This is a genomic window from Gordonia alkaliphila (assembly GCF_023017165.1).
GTDB classification, from domain to species: domain Bacteria; phylum Actinomycetota; class Actinomycetes; order Mycobacteriales; family Mycobacteriaceae; genus Gordonia; species Gordonia alkaliphila.
In genome coordinates this window covers 2,698,864-2,717,228 of record NZ_JALKBW010000001.1, presented here as the reverse complement: position 1 = coordinate 2,717,228, position 18,365 = coordinate 2,698,864, and the positions used below count along the sequence as shown (strand labels likewise).

Genomic DNA, 18,365 nt, shown 5'->3' with positions numbered 1-18,365 from the left:
TTGGTCTGTTTTGCTTGTGACATGATTCTGCCGTGACCACCCCACCCCGTCAAGAGCGAGCGCTGCGCACCCGCGAAGCGATCGTGCTCGGCGCCGTCAACGTGCTGGTGGACCACGGTTACGCGGGGATGACGATGCAGCGGGTGCAGACCGCGGCCGGCGTCACCCGGGGCGCGCTGACCCACCACTTCGGTTCCATGTCGGCGATCGCGGTGGCGGCCGTCGACCATCTGGCCGACACGCAGGCCGCCGAAGTCCGCGCCGCGCTGACCCCCGGCCAGTCCCTCGACAGCGCCGTCGAGGTGATCCACCAGATCACCCGCCGACCGACGTTCATCGCCGGCCTGCAACTGTGGACCGCCGCGCGCACTCAGCCCGAACTGCGCGACGCCCTGCGACCCGGCGCCCATCGACTCCTCGAGCAGATCCGCGAGATCCTCGGCCCACTGACCAGCGACCTGTCCGACGACAACCGCGACGTCTTCGTCGACGGTCTGCTGAGTCTGCTCCGCGGCCTCGCCATCGGCGCAGTCCTGCGCGACCGCCCGGAACGCGAGAAGGCGGTGATCCACGCGTGGATCACCGCCTTTCTCGCCGACCGCGGCTGATCGGCCGAGTCCCGCGTACTAGCGCCAGCCGAGGGCGGGCGCGACGTGGGTCAGGATCGACTCGATCACGTGGGCGTTGTACTCCACGCCCAACTGGTTCGGAACGGTCAGCAGCAGCGTGTCGGCCGCGGCGATCGCCTCGTCCTCCCGCAACTGCTCGATCAGCACGTCCGGCTCGGCCGCGTACGACTTGCCGAAGCGCGCGACGTCGCCCTCGATGTACCCGATCTGGTCCTGATCGTCGCCGCGAGGACCGAAGTAGGCGCGGTCCCGGTCGTCGACGAGCGCGAAGATGCTGCGGCTCACCGAGACTCGCGGCTCGAAACCGTGATCCTGCTGCGCCCACTCATCGCGGAAGACTTGGATCTGCTCGGCCTGCAGCTGATGGAACGGCACGCCGGTGTCCTCGGTGAGCAGCGTCGACGACATCATGTTCATGCCCTGCTCCGCGGTCCACTTGGCCGTGGCGCGCGAGGCCGAACCCCACCAGATCCGCTCCCGCAGTCCGTGCGAGTACGGCTCCACGCGCAGCAGACCGGGCGGGTTGGGGAACATCGGCCGAGGACTCGGCTGGGCGAACTTGCGCCCCGACACCACGTCGAGGAACACGGACGTGTGCTGGCGCGCGAGATCGGCGTCGGTCTCCCCCTCGCCGGGTACGTAGCCGAAGTACTTGTAACCCTCCACCACCTGCTCGGGCGATCCCCGCGAGATGCCCAGCTGCAGCCGGCCGCCGGCGGATTCTCGTAGCGCATGTAGCGGTTGCAACACCCGGCGAGCGGTGGCAGGTCTACCGGGCCGCGACGGGGAACCCGCTTGATGACTGGCGAGGCGAGGAGGTGCTGCTGCTGCTGGACGATCTGCGGGCCTCGGCGATGGATGCGAACGACTGGCTGCTGCTGCTTGATCCGTACAACGCCTCGCCTGCGAAGGCTCGGTACAAGAACAAGGGCGAGGTGGCCCCGCGCCTTATCGTCATCACGGCGACGATCGAGCCTGTCGAGTTCTTCTACTACGCCCGCCAGAAGGGCAACGTGGACGAGGCGTTGGACCAGTTCTTCCGCCGCTTGGCCTCGGTCGTGAAGGTCTATCGTGCCGACGACATCAATCGTTACCTCGTGCAGCACATTGGGAAGATCGAGCCCTACGAGTGGCACCAGTGCAGCATCCCGACCGCCGCACACACGCCCGGCATGTACGGCAACGCGTATCACCAGAACGTCGGGTCGCGGGAACTGACCTACGGTCCGGAGACCTCGGCGGAACATGACGCTGAGGGCGCGGTTGCTGAGCTGCTGGGCGGGCTCGCGGTGCGGAGCCCTGACGTGCCGCAGGCGCTGATCGGAGGTGCCGCATGAGCACCGAACGCGATGCGCTCTTCCAGGGGGTCGAGGGGGCCGGAGGCCCCTCGCAAGCAGCCGGGGAGGACATGAGCGCCAGCGAAATGTCCGACACGGCTACTGCTTGCCACTCTGGCGTACAGGTGGAGCAGCAGACCGACTCCCAGGTGAACAGCGGTCGGGCTGATGCGGAGGCTGTGCGTCAGAGTCACGGCGGCGCGAAGCGTCGTCGTGGGGGCCGCGCGAAGCTCGATACCGACTTCGGAGAGGAGACGCTCGCGGCGCTTCGCACTCGTGCGAAGCGGCTCGGGCTGGCTCCGAGCACGTGGGTGCGGACCGTCGTCCGGGATGCCCTCCACGCCTCTCGGAGCGAGGAGTTGGACGCCGCCGTGGCCGCGCACCTGCTCGGGGTCGAGGCGCGGGTGCAGGCGTCGGCGGATGCTCGCGAGCTGGCCGCGCAGATTCGCCCGCTGGCGATCAACGTCAACGACCTCGACCGCCGGGCGCGGGCTGGTGAGTCAGTGGCGCTGTCGGCGGAGGTGCCCGAGCTGATCGAGTTGCTGCGCGAGGTCCGCGCCCTGCTCGGGGATCGGGCGGCCTCATGAGCACCACGCACTACAGCCCGAGCGCCAGCGCCGCCGACACGGAGCGCGATATCCGTGGCAAGGAGGACGAGCGGGGCATCGCGATCACGTGCGATGTGCCGGGAGGCCCCGGCGCGTTCTCGGCGCGCGCTCGGTCGCTCACGCAGAACACGACGCGCGAGGTCGAGGCGGTGCATTACCGCCAGTCGTTCAGCGACGAGGAGTTCGACCCGAAGAGTCCGGAGGACGTGCAGCGGGTGAACGATCTCGGTTATCAGCTCGCGAAGAAGATGCACCCGGATTCCGACTGCCTCGTAGTCAGTCATGTGGATGGGCGGGGCAAGAAGCCGCACAACCACATCTTGGTCATCAACCACAACAACCGGACGGGGAAGGCGCTCTCGGACTATCGCACGTTCCACGACCGCAAGGCCGGGAATCAGCGGGGCGTCCAGTCGGCGAACGACCAGCTGATGCGAGAACACGGGCTCTCGGTCGTGAAGCGGCTGGAGCACGCACCGAAGGACTGGGAGCTGCGCCGCGAGGACTTCGCCGAGGGATCGCTCGACCGCGAGATGGGCGACCGGATGAGCGCGGCGCTGGCCGATCCCCGGGCGGTGGACAAGGCCGGTCTGGTCTCGGTGATCGAGGAGCAGAACCAGCGGCTCGGCGATGACGGGGAGCGGGTGCCGCGGATGCGGTTGCACAGCCCCGTCAGCAAGAAGGGCAAGCGCGCCGGGCAAGAGACCTGGACGCTCTACATCGAGGATCGCCGCGGCGAGTCCGGCCGCGCCGAGCGCCGCAAGCGCGCGAGCGCCCTCTCGGCGGACTTCACCCCGGAGGGCGCGCAGGCGTTCTTCGACTACCACCAGCAGCAGAAGGAGAAGGAACATGAGCGCAGCGCTCGACAGGCTGAAGCAGCAGAACGAGCCCGAGCAGTCGCAGCAGCAGCTCGGCAGTCCGGAGACGATGGAGCTGTTGACCTCGATCCTCGCCGCCGTCGAGGCGCAGAACACGAGGATCGCCACGCTGACCGAACAGCAGAAGAAGCTCGCGGGGTTCGTGAAGGTCATGGACGAGGAGACGACGAGGCGGCTGGAGCGGATCACGGCCCCGGCGTCGACCTCCTCGCCCTCCAGCGACGTGTCCGCGAGGATCGCGAGTATCGAGAGCAGGCAGAACGAGATCGCGAGCACGCTCGGCGAGTTCGCGCAGAGTCTCAACGGCGAGAGCTTGAACGCCGCGTCGCGGAGCTTGGTCGCGGAGGCGCAGAAGAATCGCGCGGCTACGGCCTCGGCGATTGAGGGTCTGAAGGCGCAGGTCACAGCGAACCAGAAGCTCGTGAGCCAGGTCGGCGGCGCGGTCCAGCGGATCGAGAAGCGCACCGAGGAACGGGTCGAGAAGGCTGTCGAGCAGGTCGCCGGGGAGGCTTCGGCCACGATGACCGCGAGCCTCGACGCCTCGAACGCGCGGGCGGAGCGGATCATCGCCGCGACGGCGAAGCTGGAGGCGCGACAGCTCTGGTCCGCCGCCGCCGCGATGTGCCTCGTTCTACTGCCGGTGGCCGTGGTCGTCGCCGGTCTCTGGATGGGCATCGCCGGGCTCATCACGGGTGTTCAGTGGGCGCTGGACGTGGACGGGAGCGTATGGCTCGGCATCGGCCGGTGGCTCGTGGTCGGCGCTGGCCTCGCCGGGGCCGGCTACGGGCTCTTCGCGTCCGTCCGCTGGGTTGCGGGTCTCGTGGAGACCTGGAAGGGCCGCGGGATGCCGAAGTGGCCCCGCTGGCGCAAGAGGTGATCACGCCTCACGAGGGCAAGCGCGCGCAGCGCGTGCGGCAGCCGCGACAACTGAACGTTAGGTCAGCGGCTGCTGTATAGTTCAGTGCATGCTGACCATTGCTTCGCGTCTTGACGTCATGAACCGGCTCGGCCGGGCCATGGCCGACCCGACGCGCTCCCGCATCCTGATGTCCCTGCTCGACAGCCCGAGCCACCCCGCGGTGCTCTCGCGCGAGCTGGGGCTGACCCGCTCGAACGTGTCCAACCACCTGACCTGCCTGCGCGACTGCGGGATCGTGGTCGCCGAGCCCGAGGGCCGCCAGACTCGCTACGAGATCGCCGACCCGCACCTGGCCGCGGCGCTGACGGCACTGGTCGATGTGACCCTCGCCGTGGACGAGAGCGCGCCGTGCATCGACCCGGCCTGCTCGGTGCCGGGCTGCTGCGCCGCGAGCAGTTCGGGGGACGCCTCGTGAGCGCCGCCTGCGGCTGCGACGAGCCGACGACCAGCCCCGCGGACGAGGCAGAGGAGGCAGAGCGCCCGTGGTGGCGTGATCCCGGCCTGGTCGTGCCGATCCTCTCCGGCGTCGCGTTCGGCACCGGCCTGGCGCTGGAGTGGTCGGGGCTGCACATCGCGGCGCTGGTCGCGTTCTGGGCGGGCCTGCTGCTGGGCGCGTATACGTTCGTGCCCGGTGCGATCCGGAATCTCGTTGTGAAGCGCAAGCTCGGGATCGCGCTGCTGATGACGATCAGCGCCGTGGGCGCGGTGATCCTCGGCTACGTCGAGGAGGCGGCCGCGCTGGCGTTCCTCTACTCGATCGCCGAGGCCCTGGAGGACAAGGCGATGGACCGCGCCCGCGGCGGGCTGCGCGCGCTGCTGAAGCTCGTGCCGGAGACCGCGACCGTGCTGCGCGACGGGACCTCCGCCTCGGTCCCGGCCAGGGAGATCGCCGTCGGCGACGTGCTGCTGGTCCGCCCTGGCGAGCGGGTCGCGACCGATGGGCTGGTCCGCTCGGGCCGGTCGAGCCTGGACACTTCGGCGATCACCGGTGAATCGATCCCGGTCGAGGTCGCGCCCGGAGAAGCGGTGTCGGCGGGCGCGATCAACAGCGCCGGCGTGCTGGAGGTCGAGGCGACCGCCGCGGGCACCGACAACTCGCTGACCACGATCGTGGAGCTGGTAGAGCAGGCCCAGGCCGAGAAGGGCGACCGAGCCCGGATCGCTGACCGGATCGCCCGCCCGCTGGTGCCCGGCGTGATGGTCCTCGCCGTCCTCGTCGGCGTGCTCGGGTCCCTGCTCGGCGACCCGGAGACCTGGATCACCCGCGCCCTGGTCGTCCTCGTCGCGGCCAGCCCCTGCGCGCTGGCGATCGCGGTGCCCGTCACCGTGGTCTCCGCGATCGGCGCGGCGACCAAGTTCGGCGTCGTCATCAAGAGCGGGGCCGCCTTCGAGCGCCTCGGCGGCATCCGGCACCTGGCCGTGGACAAGACCGGCACTCTGACCCGCAACCGGCCCGAGGTAACCGCCATCGTCGCCGCCCATGGGTTCGACGATGCGCAGGTGCTTGCTTGGGCTGCCGCCGTGGAGCAGCACTCGACGCACCCACTCGCCGCCGCCATCGCCGCCGCGGGCCGGGGAACCCCCGCCGCGCAGGACGTGGCCGAGGAGGCCGGGCACGGCATCGGTGGCCTGGTCGACGGCCGCAGGGTGGCGGTGGGCAGTCCGCGCTGGATCGACGCCGGTCCGCTCAAGGCCCGGGTCGAGGACCTGGAGGCCGAGGGGCAGACCTGCGTGCTCGTCACCGTCGACGGCTTCCTGGCCGGGGCGATCGGCGTCCGCGACGAGCTGCGCCCCGAGGTCCCCGAGGTCGTGCGGACCCTGCGCGACCAGGGCGTCGAGGTGAGCATGCTCACCGGCGACAACTCCCGCACCGCTGCTGCGCTGGCGAAGCTGGCCGGGATCGGCGACGTGCACGCCGAGCTGCGTCCCGAGGACAAGGCTCGCATCGTCGCCGGGTTCTCGGAGACGTCGCCGACCGCGATGATCGGCGACGGCATCAACGACGCGCCCGCCCTGGCCGGGGCGACCGTGGGCATCGCGATGGGCGCGACCGGCTCCGACGCCGCGATCGAGTCCGCCGACGTCGCCTTCACCGGCCACGACCTCGGCCTCATCCCGCAGGCTCTGCGCCACGCCCGCCGCGGCGGCAGGATCATCAACCAGAACATCGTGCTGTCCTTGGCGATCATCACTGTGCTGCTGCCGCTGGCGATCACCGGCGTGCTCGGCCTGGCAGCGGTCGTCCTCGTGCACGAGGTCGCCGAAGTCGTCGTCATCGCCAACGGACTGCGGGCTGCGCGTGCCCGCAAGCAATAGGTGTTCCGTCCAACGCCATAACTCAGACATGCGCTAACGCATGTCGATCACGCCGGTGCCGATCTCGATGTTCGACGTCTTGGCGCCGATCGCCGACAGCAGCGGGAACGGCGAACCGAGCTGCTGCGCGAAGTGGTGCACGCGGAAGTAGGCGCCGTCGGCGCCCAACTCCTCGGCGGCGACCGCCAAGTCGATGGACTGCAGCAGCGTATCGGAGGCGGAACGGGTCTGCAACCCCGGCGAGTCGGGCCAGTGACCGAAGGACAGAAAGCCAATCTTCTTCATATTCGAACTAACCGAACCGCGGTCCGGTTCATTCCCTCGCCTATTCACCCAGGTAGAAGGCCGCAGCGTTGTTCCAGAAGACGTCGTCGAGGTGCCCGGACCCGACCGCCTGCGCGATGCGGTCGAAGTCGTCGTCGCGGAACGGGCGACGGGCCCGTGTGGACGGCAGATCGGTGCCGACCATGAGCGCGGTGGGGTCGACGGCCAGGATCGCCGCGATCGCCGCCGCCGGGTCGAGCTCGATCTGGCCGAACCCGGTGGCCTTCACCTTGACCCCACGCTCCACCAGCCGCAGCAGCCGCGGCAGGCCCTCGGCGCGCATGCCGAGGTGGTCGATGCTCGCCGCGGGCAGGCCCGCGATGCGCTCGGCCAGGTCGTCGTCGACGGTGGCGGCGTCGATGTAGAACTCGGCGTGCCAGCCGGCGAGGGCATGGACCCGGCGGGCGAGCAGTTCCAGATCGTCGAGATCGGCCGAGCCGCCGCGCGCGACGTTGAACCGCACCGCGCGGAACCCGGCGTCGTGCAGAGCCCGGATCCGCGCATCGTCGGTGTCGACGGGAATCTGCGTGACGCCCACGTAACTCGGGCCGAGCTCGTCCAGCGCGTCGATGAGGTAGCCCTGGTCGAAGGCCTGAAACGACCCGGAGACCACCGCTCCGCCGGTCACGCCCAGTCCGTCGATGCGCGCGCGGTAGTCCGCGACGGTGAACTCGTCGGGCAGATAGCCGTTGTTCTCCACCAGCGGGTGCGCCGCGTCGATGATGTGCATGTGCGCATCGAAGGTCTTCGGCGCGACGCTCATGGGTACGCCTAGTTCACCGAAACCTGGCCTTGCATGACCTTCTCATCCTCGCCGAGCGCGCGGACGTGCCACCACTGTTCGGTGAAGCGGCAGACCGACATCAGCCAGCGACCGTCCACGCGCACGTACTCGTCGACGTACTCGCCGACGGCCAACGTCTCGGTGCGGTTCATCACGTTGATCTGGCGGAACTGCAGCGACCACCGGCCGCGCGCGGTGCCGTCCCCGGTGATCTCGATGTCGGGGTGCGTGCCGTGGTGCATGTCGAGCACCACGTACTGCTCGTCGACCTCCGCGCAGGCGAACCGCCGAAAGACGTCCACCATCGGCGCCGCATCGGTAAAGGAACCCATCCGGCCGTAGTCGATCACCGCGTCTTCTGACACGAAGCAGGCGGAGAATCCGGCGGGATCCTTACCGTCACACGCTCGCCAATACCGGTACTTCAGGGCCTTGATCTGTTCTATCGCCTCGAGATTCGCCACTCGTTCGGCCAGGGAATCGGTCACTACCGCACGCTATCTCCCCGCGCGGGGAAACCGCGGACATTCCGACGAACGGACCCTCCCATCTGACTAGAACGCGTTCTAGTAGGTTCTTGCATATGAATGAATCTCGGGGAGTGGCGCGACACCTTCGTATCCTCTTGGTAAGCGTCATCACGGTGCTGGTCGCCGCGTCCGTGCCGGGCGCTCTCACCGGCCCGGCCCAGGCCGAGCCCACCGGGTCACCCGCCTACTCGCTGGCCGGCAAGTGCTACCAGCTGACCGGCCCCAAGGTGCCCGCGGGCAAGTACTACGCCAAGGCCGCGGACCTGGGCCAATTCCTCTTCTACGACACCGCCGGACGCGTGCTGACCGCCGCGGGCAAGACCGTCGCCGCGCAGCACCAGCTGTCCAACGACGCGATCTGGTCGGTGCGCGCAACCGGCGACGGCTACCGGATGACGTCGACGACGCAGCGGTCCACCGCCCGCACCGTCGCGCTGACCCCCGCGCAGGGCTGCCGCACCTTCCCCGAGGCGCAGCTGAACGTCGACGGCGGCCCGACGCCCGGCGTGAACGCACAGGGCGAGCTGACCGGCTTCGTCGACGGCCACGCCCACCTGATGGCCGAGCAGTTCCTCGGCGGCGGCATCCACTGCGGCAAGCCGTACAGCCCGCTGGGCATCACGGTGGCACTGAAGGACTGCGCCGACCACGGCACCGACGGCATGCCCGCCCTGCTCGAGCACGTCCTGTCCACGCCGGGCCCGCACAGCAGCGACGGCTGGCCGACCTTCGAGGGCTGGCCCAAGTGGTACTCGCTGACCCACGAGCAGACCTACTACCGGTGGGTCGAGCGCGCGTGGCGCGGCGGCGTGCGGCTGATCAACAACTACTACGTCCAGAACCGGGTGCTCTGCGAGCTGTACCCGCTCGGCGACGAGACGTGCGATGAGATGGAGTCGGTGCGCGTGCAGCACCGTCGCCTCAACAAGCTCATCGACTACATCGACGCCCAGGCCGGCGGACCCGGCAAGGGCTTCATGCGGATCGTGCGCAGCGCCGCCGAGGCGCGCGCGGTGATCGCCTCCGGCAAGCTCGCCGTGTCGCTGGGCATCGAGATCTCCGAGCCCTTCGGCTGCCGCATCATCAACAACGTCCCACAGTGCGACAAGGGTGACATCGACCGCGGCATGGACGAGCTCAAGGCGATGGGCGTGCGGCAGATGATCCTCACCCACAAGTTCGACAACGCGCTCGGCGGTTCCCGCATCGACAGCGATCTCACCGGCGCCGCCGTGGGCATCGGCCAGGTGCTGGCCACCGCCGTCCCGTGGCAGACCGAACCCTGCCGCACCCCGCTGCGCGACAACCAGGCGCCGCTCGACGGCCCCGATCGCTGCAACGCGATGGGCCTGACCGCTCTCGGCGCGTACGCCGTGGAAGGCGCCATCAAGCGGAACATGATGATCGACGTCGACCACCTGTCGGTGAAGTCGCTCAACCGGGTCCTGCAGATCGCCGAGGCCCACAAGTACCCGGGCGTCACGAGCACCCACTCGTGGACCGACAAGTCGGTGTACAACCGGATCCTCGCACTCGGCGGCACCGTCGGACTGTACGGCGGCGCACCCGAGGATTTCGTGCAGGACTGGCGGACCCTCCGCAGCCACCTGAAGTCGGGCGCCGCGCCCCTCGGACTGTCGTTCGGCGCCGACACCAACGGCCTGGGCACCCAGGGCTCCCCGCGCGAGAACGCCGCGGCCGACCCGGTCCGCTACCCGTACCGCTCGGAGAACGGCACGCTGATGTACCGGCAGGTCTCCGGCACCAAGTCGTTCGACGTCAACGTCGACGGCAACGCCCACTACGGGCTGATCCCCGACTGGATCCAGAGCATGCGTCTGGAAGCCGGCGCGCAGGGTGACACACTGGTGGCCGACATGTACCGGGCCGCGAACAGCAAGGTGGATCAGTGGGCGACCGTGGAGTCCTATCAGCGATGACCGCTCCGACGCTCTCGCGCGGCACGTCCCTCGGGTACGCCGCCGGGAGCGTCGGCACCGGCACCTTCGGCGTCCTGCCGGGTCTGGTGCTGGCGTACTACCTGACCGACACTCTCGGCGTGGGCCCGTTACTCGCGTCGTTCGTGGTGGTCTTCCCCAAGATCATCGACGTGATGATCAACCCGATGGTCGGCGCCCGCAGCGACCGTGACTTCGGCACCACCGGCCGCCGCACCCGCCTGATGTGGTGGGGCGCGATCACCATCGTCCCGCTGTTCATCGCCACCTTCGCCACCCCCACCAGCCTGTCGTCCGGCGGCGCGGCACTGTGGGTGCTGATCTTCTTCTCCCTGACCGCGGTGGCCTACGCGCTGTTCCAGGTCCCCTACATCGCGCTTCCGGCCGACCTGACCACGGACTATCACGGACGCACCAAGCTGATCTCCGACCGCATCGTGGTCCTCGCGCTCACCATTCTGGTGGTCGGTGCCGGCGCACCCGCCATCCGCAACGCGTTCGACGGCGGCTTCCGCGGCTACCTCGCCATGGCGGTGGCCACCACCGCGCTGATGGCGCTCGGCATGGCGGCCGCGACGCACTGGGCCGGCCGCGCCGGCGCCACCGCGGTGGACCCGACGATCCCCCTCGCCACCTCGCGCACCCGGGACGGTTTCGAGGCGCTCAAGCACAACCACCACTACCGAATCCTGTTGCTGGTCTACGTGATGCAGGCGTTGGCGACCGCCGTGATGCTGGCCGGCGCGCAGTACGTCGCGACGTACATCCTCGAGGACAAGGACGCACTGACACCGCTGTTCATCGCGCTGGTGGCCCCCGCGATCCTGATCATGCCGCTGTGGGTGCGGATCGGCGGCCGCTTCGGCAAGCAGCGCGCACTGGCTGCCGCGTCGGTCCTGTTCATGCTCGCCGCCGCCTCACTCGGCGCGGCCATCGTGACGCCCGGTGTCTGGATCTACGCCTCGGTCGCGGTGGCCGGCATCGGTTACGCGGGCATGCAGACCTTCCCGCTGGCCATGCTGCCGGACGTGATCGACGAGCAGTCCGCCGCTGTGGGCCGCGATCAGGGCGGCGCCCTCTCCGGGCTGTGGACCGCGTCGGAGACGATGGGGCTGGCGATCGGACCCGGCCTGTACCTGCTGGTCCTAGCGGCCGCCGGCTTCCGCTCCTCCACCGGCGACGAAGTGGTGGTCCAGACCGACGGTGCTCTCACCGGCATCACCGTCGGGTTCGCCCTCGTCCCCGCCGCCCTGATCGCGGTGAGCCTGGTGATCCTGTCCCGCTACCGCCGATCGGAGCAGCCCGCATGAGCACCCATTCCGAGCAGTACCATCGCACCCTCGCCGAGCTGGCTCGACGTCGCGCCACCGACGCACCGACCCACGGCGGCCGCGTCCTGTCGTACGTGTACGACTCCGGGCTGGCCGAACTCGACGATCTCGCCGGCGCCGCCGCGAAACTGGTGCAGCCGGTCAACGGCCTCGACCCCACCGTCTTCGGGTCGGTGGCCACCATGGAACGCGACCTGATCGCGTTCGCGCGCACCGCCTTTCACGGTCCCGATGCCGTCGGCTCGGTGACCTCCGGCGGCACCGAGAGCTGCGTGCTGGCCGTGAAGGCGGCCCGCGACCACGCCGGCCCGACCCCCGGCACCGGATCCATCGTGCTCCCCGCGACCGCGCATGCCGCCTTCGACAAGGCGGCCCGCCTCCTCGGCGTCCGCGCCGTGCGAGTCCCCGTCGACCCGGCCACCACGCGCGTGCGCCCCGCCGATCTGGCTGCGGCGATCGACGACGACACCTTCCTGCTGATCGCGTCGGCCCCCAACTACCCGACCGGCGCCCTGGATCCGATCGCCGAGATCGCCGACCTGGCCCGGGCCCGCGACCTGCCGCTGCACGTGGACGCCTGTCTGGGCGGCTTCGCTCTCGCCTGGTGGCCGGAGCCGTTGCCCGCCTGGGACTTCCGCGTTCCGGGGGTCACCAGTATCTCGGCCGACTTCCACAAGTACGGCTACGCCCCCAAGGGTGCGTCGGTGATCCTGCACACCGACCGCGACCGGCACCGCGCCGGCTTCTTCGCCACCACCGAGTGGCCGGGCTATCCGATCGTGAATCCGACGCTGCTCGGATCGCGGTCGGCGGCCGGACTCGCGTCCGCATGGGCCATCACCGACTACCTCGGCCCCGACGGTTTCGCCGCACTGGTCGCGCCCATCGCTCGGGCCACCGCTTCCCTGCGCGCCGCCGTCGATGCCATCGACGGTCTCGTGGTGGTCGGAGCTCCGGACGGACCGGTCTTCGCGGTGGTGGCCGATCCGACGTCGGCCGCACCGATCGACCCGCACCGCTGGTCGGCCGCGGTGGCCGACCACGGTTTCACCCTGCAGGAACAGCCGAGCTACACCCAGAACGACGGCACCGTACTGCCGGCCAGCACGCACCTGACGGTGACCCCGGTGACCGCGGCAGTGCTCGACGACTTGATCGCCGCCCTGACCGACGGCGCCGCGCAGGCCCGCGGTCAGGACCGCGCCGCCGCTCCCGAAGCGCTCGCCGGGCTGGCGCAGGCCTTCGACGCCGGCGCCCTCACCGTCGACGATGCACTCGCCCTCGACTCGGCGTCCACCGAAGCTGCGCTGGTGGCGGCCGGTATCGATCCGCACACCGATCCCGCCGTCGCGGGCGACGCGCTCGACCTGCCGGCGATCATCGCGGCCATCGAACTGCTGCCGCGCCCGGTCACCGCGAAGATGCTGACCGAGTTCCTCGCGTCGTACGCCAACCCCTGAGCCGCGTCGTCGTACCGGCGCGTACGAGCGGGCTCAGCCGAACCGGGTCATCCGCGGCAGCGGCTCGACGTCCGGATCGTCCGGGTCGACGGCCAGGTCGATCACCTCGTTGAAGCCCTCCACCAGGCACTGCGCGAACAGATCGAGATCGACGATCGCCGCCGCGTCCGAGTTCAGCCCGAGGCAGGCGACGCCGTTGTGGGTGATCATGGTGGCCATCACCGCGCAGCCCGGCAGCGGACCGAAGGGGAACATCCGCTCCACGCGCGCCCCGGCCACGAACGTCTCCCACGGAATGCCCGGCACGTTGCTCGCCTGCAGATCGTTCTGCGCCGTGGTGCCGCTGAACTGGGCCAGCACCGGCCCGGGCAGCCACGCCAGCAGCGGTCCAGCGGTGTTGAAGATGTCCACCGCGGGCTCGTTGCGGGCGGCCCGCACCTGCTCGCGAATGGTCAGCACCCGCTCGAACGGATCGTCGATGCCGACCGGGCCGGCCAGGCGACCCACCGCGATGCGGTTGCCGCCGGCCGGGTCGTCGGGCTGCCGCACCGAGATCGGGATCGCCATCGGAATGGCCTCCACCATGGTGCCCATCTGCTCGTGGTAGCGGCGGAAGCCGCCGATCAGACCGGCCAGGTAGACGTCGTTGATAGAGGCGCGGGTGGCATCAGCCGCGGCTTTGAGCGCGGTGAACGGCACCTCGAAGGCGCTGAAGCGGCGCGCCACCCCGCGCTCGGCGAGCAGCGGCGATCCGGGCGGGCTGATCATCCCGGCCACCCGCGGCACCGAGCGCCCGTACCGCAGCACCCTGCTGAGCGCGCGACGCGGCGAGGTGAGGGCCAGCGCCCCGTCGACCGCCATCTCGGCCAGCCGCGGCACACGTCGCGCCTCCTCGCCGAGCTGACGCCGCAGCACCTCCAGCGCGGTCGGTTCGACGATCGGCGGGGCCGGCGGCTGCGGCTTGCCCGGGATGGGATCGCGACTGGTCGAATGCAGCTGCGCCAGCGCCAGGATCGCACCCAAGCCGTCGGTGAGCGCGTGGTGCGCCTTCAGGAAGTAGGCGGCCTGACCGCCGGGCAGGCCCTCGATCAGGTAGCCCTCCCACGGCGGACGGGCCGGATCCAGCGGCGTCATGCCGAGTTGCTCGCAGGTGCTCAGCAGTTCCCGCATGCTGTTGTCCCCGCCCAGCCGGAGCCGTCGGACGTGATAATGCAGGTCGAAGTCGGGGTCGACGGCCCAGCTCGGGGTACCGGTGCGCAGCGGCGACTCGATCACCCGCTCGCGGAAGCGCGGGGCCATGCGGCTGCCCCACTCGTGCGCGGCGACCAGCCGGTCCCAGCCCGGTGCGGTGTCGTAGATCTCGAGCATGCAGATGGTCGAACGCAGGCGACGATCGGCGTCACCGCGCCACATCACCGTGTCGACCGGGCTCATCTCAGTCGCTTCGCCCCATGCGATCGGCTTGTCCACCGTGTCGTCGGTGTGGGCCACGGCCGTCTCCTCACTGGTCATCGGAATTGTCCCGCCACTCGAAGATCCCCATCGTTCTGGTCATCCGCCCGTCGTCGAAGGCCGTGACCGGCCAGTCGGTGAGCGTGGAGATGAACTGCTGGCGCACTTCCTCGGCGTGCTCGTCGACCGTCTCCGGGCGCCAAACCGAGGTGTCGATCGGCGGCAGCACCTGCACCTCGACGGTGCCCGGTTTGATCAATTGCGAACCGCGCCACATGATCTCGCCCGCGTTGCGGAGCACCACCGGCACCACCGGGACGCCGGCCTGCATGGCGATGTGGAAGGGCCCCTTCTTGAACGGGCCGATCCGCGGCGTGGCCGAGCGGGTGCCTTCCGGGGCGACGACCAGCGAGAACTTCTCGTCCTGAATCTTGCGGACCACCGGCTCCAGCTGTTCGATCGCCTTACCCGCGTCGCCGCGGTCGATGAAGACCACGCCGCCGGCCGACAGGATGGAGCCGAACAGCGGCAGGTCGCGGATCTCCTTCTTCGCCACCCCCGTCGCCTGCCCGCGCACCAGGTGGATCAGCACCGGCAGATCGAGTTTGGACTGGTGATTGAAGACGAATACGCACGGTCGGTCCGAGGTCAGGTACTGCTCACCGTCGAGCACCGCGACGTCGACCCCGGCCAGCGCCAGCCCGGCGTCAAGGCCGCTCGCGACGGCACCCTGCATGGCCTCGGTACGGTCGCGGCCCAGCAGGCCGCTCGCGAACCCGACGGCCGCCGAACCCAGGAAGGTGCCGTAGAAGGCGCCGGTCCGCACCGCCATCGCTAGCGGATTGGCCGACGGATTGCGCAGGTCCAGGATCGGCCAGCCGCGCGCTTCCGCCACCCCGCGCAGCCCGCGCTGCGGCGAGACCGCGGCCGGGTGTCCCACCGCTTCGAGGTAGGGGACGTCCTCGTTGCCGTCGCTGTAGGCGAACGATGCGTCCAGGTCCAGGTCCCATTCGCGGGCCAGCCTGCGGACGGCGGCGGCCTTGCCCGGGCCCCACAGCGGTCGGCCCTTGATCTCACCGGTGACGATCCCGTCGACCACTTCCACGTCGGTGGCGAGGGCGCGGTCGGCGCCGATCTCCTTGGCGATCGGCTCGATCTGGAACCGGGTGGCCGACGAGGCGATGACGATCCGGTGCCCCCGCTCGCGGTGCGCGCGGATCACCTGCCACATCTGCGGCCGCAGCTTGGCCGCGGTCTCGGTCTTGAACAGCGTCTCCCCGAAGGCCAGCAGCTCGTCGTAGGTCTTGCCCGCGAAGGCCGGTCGGGTCGCGGCCAGCACCTCGGCGTAGTCCTGTTCGGACGTGCAGCCGCGCAGCGCGATGAGCAGGGCGTCGGTCACCTCTTCGGTGGTGAACTCCAGGCTGCGCAGGCGGGCCCGGAGGATGGCCGTCGCCGAGAAGCCCTCGATCAGCGTGCCGTCGTAGTCGAAGAACGCGCAGACCCGGTCGCCGGCGGGCGCATCCTTGATCTCCTGTAGACGGTCGGCGAGCGCGCTCATCGATCTTCCTCCTGTCCCGCCGCGGCGGCCTGTTCGGCCTCGATCGCAGCGATGCGCGCCAACCGGTCACGCAGTTCGTGTACTTCCGCGAGCCACTCGGCGCGGATGCGCTCCTGCTCGTCCTCGGCGCCGCCGATGGCGCCCATGTTCTCCGCCTGCCGGAACGCGGCGTCGTACAGTTCGCGCGAGACCGAATCCTTGCTCTGCACCACGCCCTGCAGCGACAGTTGCCGCCCCAGCCCGAGGCATTCCATCAAGAACTCGGCCTTGTCGATGGGTGCGTTGCCGCGGTCGGCCAGCAGCGTGGCCACCACCAGCTGGGCGTCGAAGAAGGTCTGCAGGGTCCGGCGCGCGAACAGTTTGCCCGCATTGGCCAGCAGCGACTGGTGCACCCACTGCTGCGTGGGAACCGTGGTCCGCCACCCCGGTGCGAGCAGGTCGAGTTCGGCGCCGAGGCGATGCAGGAACTCCTTCTTCGGCGGGAAGAAGAACTCGAACTTGAGGAGATCGCGGATACGCAACGCCTCGGCCTGCGAGACGGCCAGCATGTCGTCCGAGCTCGCGGGGCTCACCGTGCCGTCGGCGACGGCCAGCATGGCCACCTCCACGATCGCCCGGTCGACGAAGTGATGCAGCGCACCGTTGCGGTAGTACGCGGTGATCGCGTGGTTGTCGGGAGCGATGCCCCATACCTTCTCGGGACCGCCGTCGTAGGTGGAGAGCACGCCGGCCTCGGTCAGCTCGCCGAGCGTCACCAGCAGGCCCAGCCCACGACAGCGGGACGGATCCGGCCCGGGCAGGCCACGATCGGCGATGTAAGTCAGCAGCGGCGCCAGGATCACCTCGATCTCGGCCGCCGTATACGCGCGGTCGGCCGCTCCGAGCGCCGCGAAACCGGCCAGCGACGTCGACGAAATGGGCGTGGCGGTGTTGATCTCGTCCATCACCCGGAACGCCACCTTCTCCAGGCGCGCCCGCCCCTGGCCGGAAGCGGCCAGCTGCTCGCGCAGCGAGAACGGCTCGCCGAACCGGACCCGGGCCTCACCGCGGTGCACGCGTTGACCGCGCGCATAGCGCAGCAGCCACTTGAGGTCCTCGGGCCGCTTGGTGCCGCCCGCCGCCTCCTGCGCCATCGCGGTGATCTCGGGCAACTGGTCGTAGACGATGGAGGTGGGCACCACGGTCACGTCGGCGTCGTCGAGCGATTCGACGGCCTCGGCCACGTACGACAGCAGGCCCAGCATCGGGGGACGCAGCTTCCCGGTCCGACTGCGCCCGCCTTCGATGTACCACTCCAGGTTGAAGCGCTTCTCCACGATGAACGACAGGTACGACCGCATCGCCAGCTTGTAGACGGGATCGGAGCCGAACTGGCGGCGGATGAAGATGGTGCCCGCGCGCTGGGCGATGGGTCCCATCGGCCAGAACGCCAGGTTGTTGCCGCCGAGCACCAGGTTGGGCGGGAAGTCGTGCTGATCCAGAGCGCCGCTGAGCACCAGCGGGTCCACGTAGGAGCGGTGCGACGGCAGGAAGACGAGCGACGTGGACTTGTTCAGCGTGCGGAGGCGGCCCAGCGTGTCCAGGTCCACCGACACCGTCCAGGCCCGCTCGTAGAGGCCGCGGAAGGTGGAGTTGAAGACGTCGCGCATCAGGCGACTCTGGGTCGCGACGAAGGTGCTCATCTTGTCGGTCGCCTCACGGGCGACCGACGAGGCCGGTCGGCCCAACTCGGCGGCGAGCTCGGCGATGGACGCCTGGAACCGTGCGGACGAGGAGATCTGCTCGGCCACCAGCCGCGGCACCTTGTAGCGATCGCCGACCAGTGCCAACTCGGAACGCTCGGCCGAGAGCGCCGCCCGCATGCCGACGAAGGCCGCGAACGACTCCCCTTCAGCCTGCTGCCGCTGATAGGCCTCGTCGAGTTCGGCGATCGTGGCCGACGCGCCTTCGACGACGCGCACCCGGTCGGGGTGGCGCCGTCGAATGCTCGGCTGCCGCCAGGCCGGCGGCTTCCGCGGATTCGACAGCACCACCGCGTCGGCGAGAGACACGCGGCGTTCGCCGCGCCGGACCGGAGGCAGCCAGACCACGCGCACCGGGATCAGCTCGGTGGAGTCCGGTTGCGCAGCGAAGTCGATCTGCTCCAGCGTCGACACCCGCGCGTCCGGATGATTGATGGCCGCCCAATCGGCGATCACCGCCTGCTCAGCGTCCGTTCGCACGTCCGCCAACACGATCGCTTCCACCACGCGCACTCCCCTTCGAACGAGTCGTCGGCCGC

16 protein-coding genes and 1 pseudogene are annotated in these 18,365 nt (G+C 69.9%); 10 read left to right on the top strand and 7 right to left on the bottom strand.

Translation table 11 applies throughout. The features are described 5' to 3' along the window. Positions 1 to 32: 32 nt before the first annotated feature. Positions 33 to 608, top strand: coding sequence for a TetR/AcrR family transcriptional regulator (locus MUG78_RS12295; protein ID WP_246995176.1), 576 nt, complete (start codon positions 33 to 35; stop codon positions 606 to 608). A gap of 18 nt (positions 609 to 626) precedes the next feature. Here the strand turns inward: MUG78_RS12295 and MUG78_RS12290 are convergent, their stop codons facing one another. After that, positions 627 to 1,379 carry an LLM class flavin-dependent oxidoreductase gene (locus tag MUG78_RS12290; RefSeq protein ID WP_308221356.1) on the bottom strand — a complete coding sequence of 251 codons (753 nt, stop codon included), beginning with the start codon at positions 1,377 to 1,379 and terminating at the stop codon, positions 627 to 629. A gap of 68 nt (positions 1,380 to 1,447) precedes the next feature. Between MUG78_RS12290 and MUG78_RS12285 the strand changes: the two genes are divergently transcribed. The 6 genes from MUG78_RS12285 (at position 1,448) to MUG78_RS12260 (ending at position 6,687) form a co-directional block, all read left to right on the top strand. Then, positions 1,448 to 1,966, top strand: a complete 519-nt coding sequence (locus tag MUG78_RS12285; RefSeq protein WP_246995175.1) for a hypothetical protein — start codon at positions 1,448 to 1,450, stop codon at positions 1,964 to 1,966. Continuing rightward, positions 1,963 to 2,553, top strand: coding sequence for a hypothetical protein (locus tag MUG78_RS12280; RefSeq protein ID WP_246995173.1), 591 nt, complete (start codon positions 1,963 to 1,965; stop codon positions 2,551 to 2,553). Before MUG78_RS12285 ends, MUG78_RS12280 begins: the two co-directional genes overlap by 4 nt. Continuing rightward, positions 2,550 to 3,836, top strand: coding sequence for a relaxase/mobilization nuclease domain-containing protein (locus MUG78_RS12275; protein ID WP_246995171.1), 1,287 nt, complete (start codon positions 2,550 to 2,552; stop codon positions 3,834 to 3,836). The genes MUG78_RS12280 and MUG78_RS12275 overlap by 4 nt, the downstream gene beginning before the upstream one ends. Before the next feature lie 37 nt (positions 3,837 to 3,873). Beyond that, positions 3,874 to 4,329: a hypothetical protein gene (locus tag MUG78_RS12270; RefSeq protein WP_017195603.1), complete on the top strand. Its 456-nt coding sequence runs from the start codon at positions 3,874 to 3,876 to the stop codon at positions 4,327 to 4,329. An 88-nt stretch (positions 4,330 to 4,417) separates the two neighbouring features. Further along, a complete protein-coding gene (cmtR, locus tag MUG78_RS12265) occupies positions 4,418 to 4,786 on the top strand; it encodes a Cd(II)/Pb(II)-sensing metalloregulatory transcriptional regulator CmtR (protein ID WP_003780589.1) in 369 nt (122 codons plus the stop codon). Next, entirely contained in the window at positions 4,783 to 6,687 is a 1,905-nt protein-coding gene (locus tag MUG78_RS12260; RefSeq protein WP_003780583.1) for a heavy metal translocating P-type ATPase, read from the top strand. Before cmtR ends, MUG78_RS12260 begins: the two co-directional genes overlap by 4 nt. A gap of 36 nt (positions 6,688 to 6,723) precedes the next feature. Here MUG78_RS12260 and MUG78_RS12255 read toward each other — a convergent pair. The 3 genes and pseudogenes from MUG78_RS12255 to MUG78_RS12245 form a co-directional block, all read right to left on the bottom strand. After that, positions 6,724 to 6,972 (bottom strand): annotated as a pseudogene (locus tag MUG78_RS12255) (LLM class flavin-dependent oxidoreductase); the annotation flags it as partial. A 40-nt stretch (positions 6,973 to 7,012) separates the two neighbouring features. Beyond that, the gene (locus MUG78_RS12250) at positions 7,013 to 7,774 is read right to left on the bottom strand and encodes an amidohydrolase family protein (RefSeq protein WP_246995169.1); all 762 of its coding nucleotides are present in this window, start codon (positions 7,772 to 7,774) and stop codon (positions 7,013 to 7,015) included. Positions 7,775 to 7,782: 8 nt separating this feature from the next. Continuing rightward, a complete protein-coding gene (locus MUG78_RS12245) occupies positions 7,783 to 8,283 on the bottom strand; it encodes a nuclear transport factor 2 family protein (RefSeq protein WP_246995167.1) in 501 nt (166 codons plus the stop codon). A 95-nt stretch (positions 8,284 to 8,378) separates the two neighbouring features. On the opposite strand from MUG78_RS12245, the gene MUG78_RS12240 reads away from it, so the two are divergent. From MUG78_RS12240 to MUG78_RS12230, 3 genes are read left to right on the top strand one after another with little or no spacing between them, the layout of a single operon-like run. Next, positions 8,379 to 10,265, top strand: coding sequence for an amidohydrolase family protein (locus MUG78_RS12240; protein ID WP_246995165.1), 1,887 nt, complete (start codon positions 8,379 to 8,381; stop codon positions 10,263 to 10,265). Then, a complete protein-coding gene (locus tag MUG78_RS12235) occupies positions 10,262 to 11,593 on the top strand; it encodes an MFS transporter (protein WP_246995163.1) in 1,332 nt (443 codons plus the stop codon). The genes MUG78_RS12240 and MUG78_RS12235 overlap by 4 nt, the downstream gene beginning before the upstream one ends. Beyond that, positions 11,590 to 13,074: a pyridoxal phosphate-dependent decarboxylase family protein gene (locus tag MUG78_RS12230; protein WP_246995161.1), complete on the top strand. Its 1,485-nt coding sequence runs from the start codon at positions 11,590 to 11,592 to the stop codon at positions 13,072 to 13,074. The genes MUG78_RS12235 and MUG78_RS12230 overlap by 4 nt, the downstream gene beginning before the upstream one ends. Positions 13,075 to 13,107: 33 nt before the next feature. Here MUG78_RS12230 and MUG78_RS12225 read toward each other — a convergent pair whose 3' ends face one another. From MUG78_RS12225 to MUG78_RS12215, 3 genes are read right to left on the bottom strand one after another with little or no spacing between them, the layout of a single operon-like run. Then, entirely contained in the window at positions 13,108 to 14,586 is a 1,479-nt protein-coding gene (locus MUG78_RS12225) for a wax ester/triacylglycerol synthase domain-containing protein (protein WP_246995159.1), read from the bottom strand. Next, positions 14,576 to 16,084 (bottom strand): HAD-IB family hydrolase, encoded by a 1,509-nt coding sequence (locus MUG78_RS12220; protein WP_246995157.1) that lies wholly within the window; start codon positions 16,082 to 16,084, stop codon positions 14,576 to 14,578. The genes MUG78_RS12225 and MUG78_RS12220 overlap by 11 nt, the downstream gene beginning before the upstream one ends. Further along, complete coding sequence (locus MUG78_RS12215) at positions 16,081 to 18,330, bottom strand: glycerol-3-phosphate 1-O-acyltransferase (RefSeq protein WP_246997009.1); 2,250 nt, start codon at positions 18,328 to 18,330, stop codon at positions 16,081 to 16,083. The genes MUG78_RS12220 and MUG78_RS12215 overlap by 4 nt, the downstream gene beginning before the upstream one ends. Between the last annotated feature and the right edge of the window lie 35 nt (positions 18,331 to 18,365).